This window comes from Agromyces hippuratus (assembly GCF_013410355.1).
In the GTDB taxonomy this organism is placed as follows: Bacteria; Actinomycetota; Actinomycetes; order Actinomycetales; family Microbacteriaceae; genus Agromyces; species Agromyces hippuratus.
In genome coordinates this window covers 3,088,328-3,100,449 of sequence record NZ_JACCFI010000001.1, presented here as the reverse complement: position 1 = coordinate 3,100,449, position 12,122 = coordinate 3,088,328, and the positions used below count along the sequence as shown (strand labels likewise).

At 70.4% G+C, this 12,122-nt stretch carries 12 protein-coding genes; 2 read left to right on the top strand and 10 right to left on the bottom strand.

Annotated elements, in window-relative coordinates; all coding sequences use genetic code 11:
• Nucleotides 1-7 precede the first annotated feature (7 nt).
• The 7 genes from BJY17_RS14490 to BJY17_RS14460 all read right to left on the bottom strand — a co-directional run bounded on the left by BJY17_RS14490 (nucleotide 8) and on the right by BJY17_RS14460 (nucleotide 6,856).
• Nucleotides 8-418: a TadE/TadG family type IV pilus assembly protein gene (locus tag BJY17_RS14490; protein WP_179551980.1), complete on the bottom strand. Its 411-nt coding sequence runs from the start codon at nucleotides 416-418 to the stop codon at nucleotides 8-10.
• Nucleotides 419-492: 74 nt separating this feature from the next.
• Entirely contained in the window at nucleotides 493-696 is a 204-nt protein-coding gene (locus BJY17_RS14485) for a Flp family type IVb pilin (protein ID WP_179551979.1), read from the bottom strand.
• A 294-nt stretch (nucleotides 697-990) separates the two neighbouring features.
• Nucleotides 991-2,541, bottom strand: a complete 1,551-nt coding sequence (locus BJY17_RS14480; RefSeq protein ID WP_179551978.1) for a hypothetical protein — start codon at nucleotides 2,539-2,541, stop codon at nucleotides 991-993.
• Nucleotides 2,542-2,687: 146 nt separating this feature from the next.
• Nucleotides 2,688-3,350: a prepilin peptidase gene (locus BJY17_RS14475; RefSeq protein ID WP_179551977.1), complete on the bottom strand. Its 663-nt coding sequence runs from the start codon at nucleotides 3,348-3,350 to the stop codon at nucleotides 2,688-2,690.
• Between the two features lie 157 nt (nucleotides 3,351-3,507).
• A complete protein-coding gene (locus BJY17_RS14470) occupies nucleotides 3,508-4,887 on the bottom strand; it encodes an FAD-dependent oxidoreductase (RefSeq protein WP_179551976.1) in 1,380 nt (459 codons plus the stop codon).
• Nucleotides 4,888-4,903: 16 nt separating this feature from the next.
• Entirely contained in the window at nucleotides 4,904-6,028 is a 1,125-nt protein-coding gene (locus BJY17_RS14465; protein WP_322789850.1) for a polyprenyl synthetase family protein, read from the bottom strand.
• A 117-nt stretch (nucleotides 6,029-6,145) separates the two neighbouring features.
• Nucleotides 6,146-6,856 carry a class I SAM-dependent methyltransferase gene (locus tag BJY17_RS14460; protein WP_179551975.1) on the bottom strand — a complete coding sequence of 237 codons (711 nt, stop codon included), beginning with the start codon at nucleotides 6,854-6,856 and terminating at the stop codon, nucleotides 6,146-6,148.
• 41 nt (nucleotides 6,857-6,897) lie between these two features.
• Between BJY17_RS14460 and BJY17_RS14455 the strand changes: the two genes are divergently transcribed.
• Both BJY17_RS14455 and BJY17_RS14450 read left to right on the top strand, forming a co-directional pair.
• Nucleotides 6,898-8,196, top strand: a complete 1,299-nt coding sequence (locus BJY17_RS14455) for an isochorismate synthase (protein ID WP_322789849.1) — start codon at nucleotides 6,898-6,900, stop codon at nucleotides 8,194-8,196.
• 248 nt (nucleotides 8,197-8,444) lie between these two features.
• Nucleotides 8,445-8,726: a GIY-YIG nuclease family protein gene (locus BJY17_RS14450; protein ID WP_179551974.1), complete on the top strand. Its 282-nt coding sequence runs from the start codon at nucleotides 8,445-8,447 to the stop codon at nucleotides 8,724-8,726.
• Between the two features lie 132 nt (nucleotides 8,727-8,858).
• On the opposite strand, the gene BJY17_RS14445 is transcribed toward BJY17_RS14450, so the two are convergent.
• Genes BJY17_RS14445 through BJY17_RS14435 form a run of 3 tightly spaced genes read right to left on the bottom strand, consistent with a single transcriptional unit; the run spans nucleotide 8,859 to nucleotide 12,054 of the window.
• The gene (locus tag BJY17_RS14445) at nucleotides 8,859-9,716 is read right to left on the bottom strand and encodes a PPK2 family polyphosphate kinase (protein ID WP_179551973.1); all 858 of its coding nucleotides are present in this window, start codon (nucleotides 9,714-9,716) and stop codon (nucleotides 8,859-8,861) included.
• 39 nt (nucleotides 9,717-9,755) lie between these two features.
• Nucleotides 9,756-11,621, bottom strand: a complete 1,866-nt coding sequence (gene menD / locus BJY17_RS14440; protein WP_179551972.1) for a 2-succinyl-5-enolpyruvyl-6-hydroxy-3-cyclohexene-1-carboxylic-acid synthase — start codon at nucleotides 11,619-11,621, stop codon at nucleotides 9,756-9,758.
• Complete coding sequence (locus BJY17_RS14435; protein ID WP_179551971.1) at nucleotides 11,614-12,054, bottom strand: PLDc N-terminal domain-containing protein; 441 nt, start codon at nucleotides 12,052-12,054, stop codon at nucleotides 11,614-11,616. The genes menD and BJY17_RS14435 overlap by 8 nt, the downstream gene beginning before the upstream one ends.
• Nucleotides 12,055-12,122 lie beyond the last annotated feature (68 nt).

Here is a 12,122-nt window from a genome sequence, read left to right as displayed (position 1 = left end):
TGGTGCTTCATCCGCCGCACGGGGAGACTCCTCTCGCCTTCAGCTCGATGGGGTCTCCGAGCGTGTCGCTGAACCAGCCGCTGAGCGACCCGGGCAGCACCGAGAGGTCCGACGTCACGACGCCCGAACCGCCGTCGCCGCAATCCGGCGTGATGATCATGTCGACCTCCGACCAGTCGCCGAGCCACGGAATGGCTTCGACCTCGTCGGTGGCGTTGCCGACGGGGTCGGCCACCGCGGGATCGTCGAGGTGGATCGCGACGTATCGGGCCGACATGCCGGCCGCGTCCGACAGCGTCGCCTGCATGTTCCAGAGTCGCGAGAATTCGATCACCGTGAGCAACAGCATGATGACGAGCGGGAACACCAGGGCGAACTCCACCGCCGCGGCCCCTCGTTCGTTCTTGCGAATGCGCATCTCCACCTCAACTGACGCTGGGGTCCGGGACGCATGACGCTGCCCCGAACCCCGTTCCCCATGAAGACGAGCGGCTATTCGCCGACTTTCTGGCCGTCCATCCAGCTGCCGATGTCAGCGACGAAGCTGCCGAGGATGGGCGTCAGCGCGACCGCGGCGACGACGAGGGCGATCGCGACGAGTCCGAGCACGAGCGCGTACTCGGTCGCGGTCGCGCCTTCTTCTTCGGAACGGACGGAGTTGAGTCGCGCCTGGAGCGCGGCGTATGCCTTGAGCATGGGGGACCCCTTCGGGTAGCAGGTACACACCTGCACCACCCGGGACGGGTGGTGCATCGCGCATGCGGGTACATGCGGTGGAATGAAGCTATCCATCGTTCTGCGGGTGACCTATGCCCCACTTTGGGGGAGAGTGCCCGGCAACAACGCAACGGATGTCACGGATCCGCCTGATTCCTCGCAACATCCGACCGCCTGTCCCCCAGTTTGGGGGTACATTCCGTCCGTCAAATGGGGTACACGCGAGGTGCAAAGTGGGGGACAAGCATCAGGCGAAGCGGGGACAGCGCCTGATCATTCACGCACCCAGAGCGTGTATCCCGCCTCTGAATCCACCCGCGACCACCCCGGTCGCTCATCGAGTGAGTTGGCGAGCCACTGATCGATCGGTTCCGATGAGAGCACCACGCAGTCGGTGCCCTCAGGCAGCTGTCCCTCCGGCGTCAAGGTCGTGAGGTACGCGATGAGATGATCGCGTCCGTAGAAATCCGCCCGGCCGTCGAACCAGACCTTGACGTCGGGGCGAAGGAGGATCGTGGAGCTGCCGACCGTATGGGTGGCCCACAGGCGACACTCGCGCGGGAGGGCGCTGATCACGCTCGCCTCAGGTGTGGTCGCCCCTTGGGCGACATTGATCGCGACCAGTGGCGTCACCAGGATCATCAGCCCTGTCAGGATCACCGTCCAGAACCGACCCGACGTGTACTCCATCGCCTTCGGGCGGGAAAGGAGACCGACTCCGCGCGCCTGACGGCGATGCAGGGCGTTGATGAGACTCGTCGCGGCCCCCGCGAAGACGGGCAGCAGCAGCAGCATCCCCACGAGCGTGAAGCGCAGCGTATCGAGCCCCGCCACGAGTGCCGGCACGCCGATGGCGGCCAGAGGAACGATGATCCGCACTCTCGGGTCGAACCGACCGCTCGTGCGCAGGACGTGGATGACCCAGAGCGGCGCGACGATCGCCAGCACGACGACGACGACGGTGAACGGAACGAAGCGGAAACCTTGAACGCCCAGGAGATCGACGATCGATTGCCATTCGCTGATCAGGCCACGACAGGCCTCAGCGACGACGCGCGCACGTTCGAGGGTCAGCGGGATCCCGAACGGGGAGGCAACACACCCGAGCAGGAGCCCGGTCGTTCCCGCAGCAGTCAGCGAGAGCCATCGTGTACCGCGGACGCCCGGGCTCGCCCACCAGCCGATCGCCCACATCACCGCGATCGCCGCGGACATGAGCATGAACGAGAGGTGAAGCCAGTTCCCGAGCAGTGACAACGCGAAGCCGGCCCCGCCGACGACCGCGATCGATGTGAACATGCCGGTTCGACCGGCCCTGCCGCCCCACCACCACACGAAGAGCACCGCGAGGAACAGGAGGGACTGCACGATCATCGTGGCACGGGGCGTGAACGCCGAGAAACCGAACATCAGCACCGGCGCGAAGCCGACGAGCGTGGGAAAGGCACGCGCTCCAGCGAGCCGCGCGAGCAGCAGCGCGAGTGCGAAGAACGCCGCGATCGACACGAAGCCGACCCAGAACAGCCCCCAGAATCCCCCCGCCTGCCAACCGATGCCGAGCACGATGTTCCACAACGGGGAGTTCGGAACCCACTCGCCTTCCTTCGACCACGACCAGGTGTCCGGCCGGATCAGCGGCATTCCCTGCAGGTTCTCGATTCCCGCTCGTGCCGACCAGAAGTGGTCGCGCTCGTGCGGGGTCGCTGCACGCACTGCCGCGATCATCACGAGAACGATGAACACCAACCACCAGCGGAAGCGCTCGGTCGCCATCATCGACCGGAAGCGGTCCAGCCGGGTCGGCAGTTCGGAGGTGTCGGGCATCCGTAGGGGGTCCTTCGTCCGGTCGGCGGTGGGTGATCTGATCGATGCTGACCGTTCGGGATCATTCGCGGATCAATTCAGGGAACCCTGCCGGAACCCGTCGTCGCCAGTCCCATTTCGGGTGGCGTCGACTGAGACACCCGAACTCAGCCCACTGGCCCGACCAGCAGCACCGCGATGAGGGCCCCCACGAGCATCGACGGCCCGAACGGGATCGACCCGCGCAGCGTCACCCGTTTCAGCACGAGCGCGACGATCGCGATCACTCCCCCGACCACGAACGCCGCGAGCAACCCCACGAGCCAAGCCGACATCCCGAACCAGCCGAGCAGCAGCCCGATCACGAGCGCGAGCTTCACGTCGCCCATGCCCATCGACGACGGCGAGATGAGGGCCAGCACGAAGTACACGGCGAACATGGCCGCAGAACCCACGAGGGCCCAGACGAGTGACATCCATATGCCCGTCGCCCACGTCGCCGGCACGAGCAGCACCGCCACGGCACCCAACGCCGGGAAGACGACCGCGTTCGGCAGGCGCTTCTCGGCGAGGTCGACGATCGACAGCACGGTGGCGCACGCGGCGAAGGCGAGCAGTGCGGGCAGCGTCCACGAGAGGCCGAAGCGCCAGGCGAGCACGCCGAACACGACGGCCGTGGTGATCGCGGCGGTGAGGCGCAACGTGCGCCGCGGCATCCGTTCGCCCGTCATCGACCGCTCGGTCCAGGCGGCGAGCGGCCACCAGCCGAGCGCGAAGCCGAGCAGCACCGCGACGACCGTCACGATGAGGCTCGACCACGCGAAGGGCATGGTGAGCAGCGTAGTGGCACGACGCACGGATGGGTTTCGGCAGACTCAACCCACAGGGGCAGGCTCAACCCCCAGAGGCAGGCTCAACCCCCAGGGGCAGGCTCAACCCCCAGGGGCAGGCTCAACCCACAGGGGCAGGCTCGGCCCGCAGAAGCCCCTACGCCTCGGCGCGCGAGATGTCGACCATCTCGTCGCGGGGCACGACCTTCACGCGCACGCGGCCCTCGGCCGAACCGAGCGCCTGCTCGTGCTCGTCGAGTCGGTGCCAGCCGTCGAGGTCGGTCCAGCGGATGCCGCGCGACTCGAGCAGCTCGATGACCGACTCCTCCGACGGGGACTCGGGGTCCCACCAGTTGCCGAGGTCGTTGATGAGGTGCTTGATGGTCTCCATCGCGTCGGACTTGGTGTGCCCGATGAGGCCCACGGGCCCGCGCTTGATCCAGCCGGTCGCGTAGACGCCGTACATCTGGCGCGGCTCACCGGTCTCCTTGTCGCGCATGAGCACCTGGCCCTCGTGGTTCGGGATCACGCCGAACTTCTTGTCGAAGGGGATGCCGGGCAGCTGCGAGCCGAAGTAGCCGACGGCGCGGTACACGGCCTGCACGGGCAGCTCGCGGATCTCGCCGGTGCCGACCACGCCGCCCTCGCCGTCGGGCGCGGTGCGCTCCCAGCGGATGGCGCCGACGTGGCCCTCGCCGTCGTCGACGAGCTCGAGCGGCTTCGCGAAGAAGTGCAGGTGCAGGCGGCGCGACGCCTCGCCGACCTCGCGCTGGCGCCACTGGTTCAGCACCTTATCGATGACGAAGACCTGCTTGTTGCCGGCGACGGCCGCGCGGGCTGCGTCGTCGTAGTCGAAGTCCTCGTCGTACAGGATCATGTCGACGTCGCGCAGCTCGCCGAGCTCGCGCAGTTCGAGCGGCGTGAACTTCACCGAGGTCGGGCCGCGACGGCCGAACACGTGCACGTCGGTGACGGGCGATGCCGCGAGGCCGGCCGCGACGTTCGCGGGGATCTCGGTCGACATGAGGTCTTCGACGTGCTTGGCGAGGATGCGCGCCACGTCGAGGGCGACATTGCCGTTGCCGATGACCGCGACCTCCTTCGCGTCGAGCGGCCACGTGCGCGGGAAGTCGGGGTGCCCGTCGAACCAGCTGACGAACTCGGCCGCGCCGTAGGAGCCCTCGAGCTCGGAGCCCGGGATGTTCAGCGAGGCGTCCTTCACGGCGCCGGTCGCGAAGATCACGGCGTTGTAGTGCTTCTTCAGGTCTTCGAGCGTGATGTCCTCGCCGAACTTCACGTTGCCGAAGATGCGGATGTCGCCGCGGTCGAGCACCTCGCGAAGGGCGGTGATGATGCCCTTGATGCGCGGGTGGTCGGGGGCGACGCCGTAGCGCACGAGCCCGTAGGGCGCGGGCAGGTGATCGAAGAGGTCGATCGAGACGTCGAAGTTGCGTTCGGCCTTCAGCAGGATGTCTGCGGCGTAGATGCCGGCGGGGCCTGCCCCGACGATCGCCAGTCTCAGCTTGTTCCTCGTCACGTGCGTGGTCTCTCCATCAGCTCTCGCGCTCGACGACCGTCTCTGCGAATCGTGTGAGCGCCTTCTTCACACTGCCCTCTGGCAGCGGCGCGAGGGCGGCGACCGCCTCGCGCGCCCAACGGTGGGCCTCAGCGAGCGTAGCGCGCGTAGCTTCGTGTTCCCGGAGTTCGGCGACGATCGCATCGATCGTCTCCTTCGAGGGCACGATGCGCGAGGCCATCGTGTTCGTGTCGATCGGGTCGGCAGCAGCGGCCGGGCCGGTGGCGATGACCACGTCGCGTTCGATGCGCTCGAGCAGGGCAGCGGATGCCGCGTCGCTGCGGGCGTGCTCGGCGAGCCGCAGCATCGGCAGCGTCACGACGCCCGCGCGCAGGTCGGTGCCGGGCACCTTGCCGGTCTCGGCCGGCTGCGGCGAGAGGTCGATGACGTCGTCGACGAGCTGGAAGGCCACGCCGATCTTCTCGCCGAACTCGATGATGGGGGCTTCGAAGCCCGGGTCGGCGCCCGAGAAGATGATGCCCGACTGCGCGGCCGCCGCGATGAGCGACCCGGTCTTGTCGGCGAGCACCTGGATGTAGTGCTCGATGGGGTCGTCGCCCGGCTGCGGGCCGACGGTCTCGTGCAGCTGGCCGAGCACGAGCCGCTCGAAGGTGCGCGCCTGCATGCGGATCGCGCCCTCGCCGAGGCCGGCCATGAGCTGGCTGGCGCGGGCGAAGAGCAGGTCGCCGGTGAGGATGGCGACGGAGTTGCCCCACACCGCCTGCGCGCTGGGCACGCCGCGGCGGCGGTCGGCGTCGTCCATGACGTCGTCGTGGTAGAGGCTCGCGAGGTGCGTGATCTCGATGGCCTCGGCCGCGGTGACGACGTCGTCGGTCACCCCGGCGCCGAGCTGCGCGGTGAGCAGCGTCAGCATCGGGCGCACGCGCTTGCCGCCCGCCTGGAGCAGGTAGCGCGTGGAGACGTCCGCGATGGTGTCGGCGAACCGCACCTCTTCGAGGAGGCCGGCTTCGACGCGATCGAGCCCTGCGTCGATCGCCTTCACCATGGCCTTGTCGGCCGAGGTCGCGAAGACGCGCTCGCTGAGGCCGAGATTGGCGGCGAGCGATGAGCCTCGACGGGCGACCGGGTGACTCGGTTTCACGCTCACTAGCCTATCGGGGTGCGAACGGGAGCTCGTTCTGCGGGTTGAGCTCGCCGAAACCCCACGAGTGGGTGGGCGGACTCAGGTTTCGACGGGCTCAACCAGCAGCGGCACGGCTCAGGCGGCAGCTGGCTTGGTCGCGCGGTGCAGGGCGACGACGCCGAGGGTGAGGTTGCGCCACGCGACCTCCGTGTAGCCGACCTCTCGGATCCACGCCGCGAGCGTGCGCTGGTCGGGCCACGCGTTGATCGACTCGTTGAGGTAGTCGTAGGCCGTGTCGTTCGAGCTCGAGAGCTTCACGAGCGGCGGCATGACGTAGCGCTGGTAGACGCCGTAGCCGGTGCGCACGAGCGGTGCGGGCGGGGTCGAGAACTCGCAGATGACGAGGCGACCGCCCGGCTTGGTGACGCGGAAGAACTCGGCGAGGGCCTTCTTCGGCTCGTTGACGTTGCGCAGGCCGAACGAGATCGTGACCGCGTCGAACTCGTCGTCGGCGAACGGCAGCTGCGTGGCGTCGGCCTCGACGAACACGAGGTTCTGCACGCCGGCCTGCCGCTTGCGGCCGACCTCGATCATGCCGGGCGAGAAGTCGGCGGCGACGACGGATGCCCCGGACTTCGCGAGGCTCGCACTCGAGGTGCCCGTGCCGGCCGCGACGTCGAGGATGCGCTGACCCGGCTTCGGGTCGACGGCACGGGTCGTGGCGACGCGCCAGAGCGGGGCGTTGCCCACCGAGAGCACGTTGTTGGTGCGGTCGTAGCTCGCGGCGACGCGATCGAACATCGCCGACACCTGGTCGGGCTGCTTGCCGAGATCTGCGCGGGTCATGCCTCGATCCTACGGCGCGCGGCCGGGCGTAGGCTGGGGCGGTGAGTCAGACGGATGACGCGGTGCAGGCCGCGAGTGCTCGGCTCGTCGTTCGCACCGTGGCCGTCGATGAGACGGAGCCGCTGATCCCGCGCGCCGATCCGCGGCATCCGCTCGTGTGGATGCGCCGCGGCGAGGGCATCGTGGGGCTCGGCGAGGTCGTGCGCATCGAGGCCACCGGCCCGACCCGGGTCGAAGACGCCGCCGCCGCGTGGACCTCGCTCGCCGCGCGCGCCGAGGTCGACGACCGGGTGGGCCTGCCGGGCACGGGGCTCGTGGCGTTCGGCGCCTTCGCGTTCGCCGACGAGTCCGAGGCGACGAGCGTGCTCATCGTGCCCGAGCTCGTCATGGGCCGGCGCGACGGCCGCGCGTGGGTCACGCGCATCTCGCTCGACCCGGTCGACGAGACGGATGCCTCCGGCTCCGCCGACCCCGCCGAGCTCGACGTCGAGCTTCCCGAGCCCGCGCCGAAGCGACAGGTGCCGCGTGTGGCGTTCACGCCGGGCTCGCTGCCGCCCGAGGCCTACGAGACGGCCGTCGCCGAGGCCGTGCGCCGCATCGACGCCGGCGAACTCGAGAAGGTCGTGCTCGCGCGCCAGCTCGTGGGCGAACTGCACGAGGACGCCGGGCTGCGGGCGACCATCAACCGGCTCGCCGAGGACTACCCCGACACCTGGGTCTTCGCCGTAGACGGGCTCATCGGCGCGAGCCCCGAGACGCTCGTGCGCGTCGACCACGGCACCGTCTCGGCACGCGTGCTCGCCGGCACCGCCTCGCGCGGCGCGGGCGACGCCTCCGACCGCGAGCGCGCGCTCGCCCTCGCGGCCTCGGAGAAGGACCGCGCCGAGCACGCCCTCGCCGTCGAGAGCGCGGTGAAGCGCCTCGCCCCGCACACCGCCCGACTCGACACGAGCCCCGAGCCGTTCACCCTGCAACTGCCGAACCTGTGGCACCTCGCGACCGACCTCAAGGGCACGCTCGGCGACGGATCGAGTTCACTCGACCTCGTGCGCGCCGTGCATCCGACGGCCGCCGTGGCCGGCACCCCGCGCCGCATCGCGCTGCCCGCGATCGCGGAGCTCGAGGGCTTCGACCGCGGCCGCTACGCCGGCCCGGTGGGCTGGATCGACGGCGGCGGCGACGGCGAGTGGGCCATCGCACTGCGCTGCGCGCAGGTCGACCCCGACGGCACCGTCACGGCATATGCCGGTTGCGGCATCGTGCACGACTCGGTGCCCGCCGACGAGCTCGCCGAGACCGTGATGAAGTTCCGCCCGATCGTCGAGGCCTTCGGCGGCTGAGCTGCTCCTGCTGCGGGTTGAGCCCGTCGAAACCCCTGCGGGTTGAGCCCGTCGAAACCCCTGCGGGTTGAGCCCGTCGAAACCCTCACCCGGCAAACTCGGTTTCGACAAGCTCAACCCACACACAGGCCTGTCGAAACCCCACCCCCGCAACACCCACTCGGCCTCGACAGCCGTCGGGCCTCCACCAGCGCCCCCGAAAACGACGGCCATCGAGCCGCGCAGCCCACACCTGCCAGCATCGGCACATGCCGCACATGTACATCCTGGAATGCGCCGACGGGAGCTTCTACGTCGGAAGCACTCGCAACCTCGACCACCGACTCGCACAGCACGAACTCGGTGCGGTTCACTCCTACACGAGCACGCGTCTTCCCATCAGGCTCGTGTACGTCGAGGAGTGGAAGCACATGCACGAAGCGTATGCGCGTGAGAAGCAGGTGCAGGGGTGGAGCCGAGCGAAGCGGCGAGCGCTCATCGAGGGGCGCCACGGCGATCTCCCCGGTTTGAGCCGTTCGACGGAGGGGTGATGTCGTCCGGTGGGGGTTTCGACGAGCTCAACCCGCAGAGGGTTTCGACAGGCCGGTCTCGACAGGCTCGACCCGCAGAGGGTCTCGATACGCTCCTTCGTCGCTACCCGACCGGCGCCAGCTCGACCGTTGTCAGCTGGCGGCGAGTCGCGCCTGCTGCTCGGCGACGTCGTAGTCGGCCTTCGGCCACTCGAGCTGCATGGCCTCGAGCGCGTCGATCAGCAGGTGCTGCACGGCCAGCCGCGCGTACCACTTGCGGTCGGCGGGCACGACGAACCACGGGGCATCCGTCGTCGCCGTGCGCTCGAAGACGAGCTGGTACGCCGCCGCGTAGTCGTCCCACCGCAGTCGCTCGTCGACGTCGCCGGGGTTGAACTTCCAGTGCTTGTCGGCGCGGGCGAGCCGCTCGGTGAGCCGCGCCTTCTGCTCGTCGCGCGAGATGTGCAGCATGACCTTGATGATCGTGGTGCCGGTGGCGGCGAGCTCGGCCTCGAACTCGTTGATCGCCTCGTAGCGGCGCTCGATCTCCTCGGGCGAGGCGAGCGAGCGCACCCGGCCGATGAGCACGTCTTCGTAGTGCGAGCGGTCGAACACGCCGATCATGCCGGCGCCGGGGGCGCGCTTGTGGATGCGCCAGAGGAAGTCGTGCTCGAGCTCTTCGTCCGTGGGCTTCTTGAACGCCGAGAGCTGCACGCCCTGCGGGTCGACGGCGCCCATGACGTGCTTGACGATGCCGCCCTTGCCCGCCGTGTCCATGGCCTGCAGCACGAGCAGGATGCGCCGCTCGTCGCCGCCCATGCGGCTCATCGCGAAGAGCTGCTCCTGCAGGTCGGCGAGGATCTCGGCGCCCTCGGCGAGCGCCTCCTGCCCCGCGGCCTTGTCGCCGTCGAACCCGGGGTTCGCACGGGTGCCGGTCTTCGACAGTTCGAACCCCTCACCGACGCGCAGCAGGTCGGCGGGGTCGGCGGTCCAGTACGTCTCGCGGCTCATACGTCCATCCTGCCGAGCGAGCGGATGCCGCGGCAAGCGTCAGCGCGGAAGCGGGACCTCGAGGATCGACGGCCCGTCGACCCGGGTGCCGAGCGCGTCATGCAGCTCGGCTCGCGTGGCGGCCCGCGTGTACGACCAGCCGTAGGCGGCGGCGAGGGCCGCGAGGTCGACGTGCTGCGGCGTGAACTGCACCCGGTCGAAGGCCTCGGCAGGGGCGGATGCCGCGACCTCGAGCGAATCGAAGATGGTGCCGCCGCCGTCGTTGCCGACGATGAGCTGCACCCGCGGGCGCTGCTCGCCCTCGCCGAGCAGCATCGACCCGACGTCGTGCAGCAGGGTGAGGTCGCCGATGAGGGCGCGGGTCACGCCGCCCCTGGCCGTGTTCGCCGTCGACGCGGCGACGGCCGCGGCATCCGCGTCGCCCGACGGCTCGCCCGACGTCGCCACCGACGCCTCGCCCGGAAGCGCGCATTGGGTCGCGATCGCGATGCCGACGGCCGTCGCGACGGTGCCGTCGATGCCCGCGAGCCCGCGGTTGGCGTGCACGGGGATGCGGCGACCGGGCACCGCGCGGTCGGCATCCCTGATGAGGCGCGAGGCGCCGAAGAGGAGCCGGTCGTGCGGCCAGGTCGCCGACCAGACGGCGTCGACGAGCATGCGCCGGGTGACGGGCGCCCGCATCGCGGCGAGCTGGGCCTTCATGTACTCGCGCTGCGCCTCGAAGTCGGAGACGTGGCCGGTCTCGTCGATGCCGTCGCGCTGCAGCGGCGCCGTCGGGAGCCCGGCGTCGACGAGTATGCGGCTCGCCCGCACCCAGCGGCCGACCCACGCACGCTCCTCATCGCTCTGCGGGCGCGGTTCGGTGCGCACGGCGCGTTCGAACCGGGCGACGCGCCGCCCCGGGTTGAACCACTCGATGCCCCACGGCGCCACGGCGATCGTCTCGACGCCGTCGCGCTGCACGAGCGCGGGCACCTCCCTCGAGAGCGTCGGGTGGCCGAAGACCACGACCCGCTCGATCTCGTCGCCGAAGCCCGGCTCGCCCAGCAGTTCGCGGTAGGCGACGACGAGGTTCGGTCCGAAGTGGGCGCCGCTCGAGACCTCGGCGATGAGCGGCCAGCCGCCGTCGCGGGCGAACTCCTCGGCGCCGGGGCCGGCGCCGGCGCCGGCCACGACGATCGTGCGCGGGCCGGGCGCGATCAGCGCGGGCGCCGCTGCCCCGTCGCCGATGGTCGGTGCGGGCACGTCTGGCAGGTCGGCGGCAGCGACGGCTGCCGCCGACAGCAGCGGCGAATCGGCCGGGATCGCCGCGGACAGCGGCTCGCGCAGCTGCAGGTTGAGATGCACCGGGCCGGGGCCGGGATGCGGCACGGGCCGCCCGTCGGCATCACGGCCGAGGGCGGCGGCGACGGCCTCGCGGGCGAGGCGCGCCGCGGCATCCGCTTCACCGGGCGCCCCCTCTGGAGCGACGACGTCGCGTTCGAGCCGCGCCGCCCCCGCGAAGATGCCCGGCTGCATGGTCGTCTGGTTCGAGCGGATGCCGCGCAGCTCCGCCGGCCGGTCGGCCGAGAGCACGATCAGCGGCACGCCGGAGTGGTGCGCCTCGAGCACCGCGGGATGCAGGTTCGCGACCGCCGTGCCCGAGGTCGTGATGATCGGCACCGGCCGACCCGACTCGACGGCGAGACCGAGGGCGAGGAACGCGGCGCCGCGCTCGTCGATGCGCACGTGCAGGCGCACGGCGCCGGCCCGTTCGAGCTCGGCCGCGGCGAGCGCGAGTGCCTGCGACCGCGAGCCGGGTGCCACGACGAGGTCGACGACGCCCTCGCCCACAAACGCTGCGAGCAGCGCCAGCGCGCTGTCGCTCGCGGGGCTCGCTGAGGTTCGGCGGTCGGATTCAGCCATTCGGGCGGCCGGACGGACCGGACTCACCCGGCGTCTCGGGGGTGTCGGGTCGCTTGCGCTCGGTGCCCGCGGCACCGTCGGGCTGCCCGCCGTCGCCGGACGCGCCGTCGCGGTCGAGGTCGGCGAGCTCCTGCTCCATGCGGCGGATGCGCTCGGCCTGTTCGGCCTCGGTGCCGAGTCGGCGCAGGAAGTCGGCGTCGTCGTCGGGAGCGACGGTGCGAGTGCGCCCGCCGCCCGATGAGCGCCCGGCCCGGCCCCGCCCGATGATGAACCAGAGCAGCCCGCCGATGATCGGCACGAAGATGATGACGACGATCCACCAGCCGCGGCTCAGCCCGCGGACCCGTGAACGGTCGAAGAAGGCGCAGTCAGCGACGGCGTAGATCGAAAAGACCACCGCGGCAACGATGAGCACCACGTACAACCGCACCATGGCCCCAGTCTAGGCGCGCTCGGCGCCTCCCCGGCTGTGAGTGCGTTCAGCCGCGCCGACCTAGACTG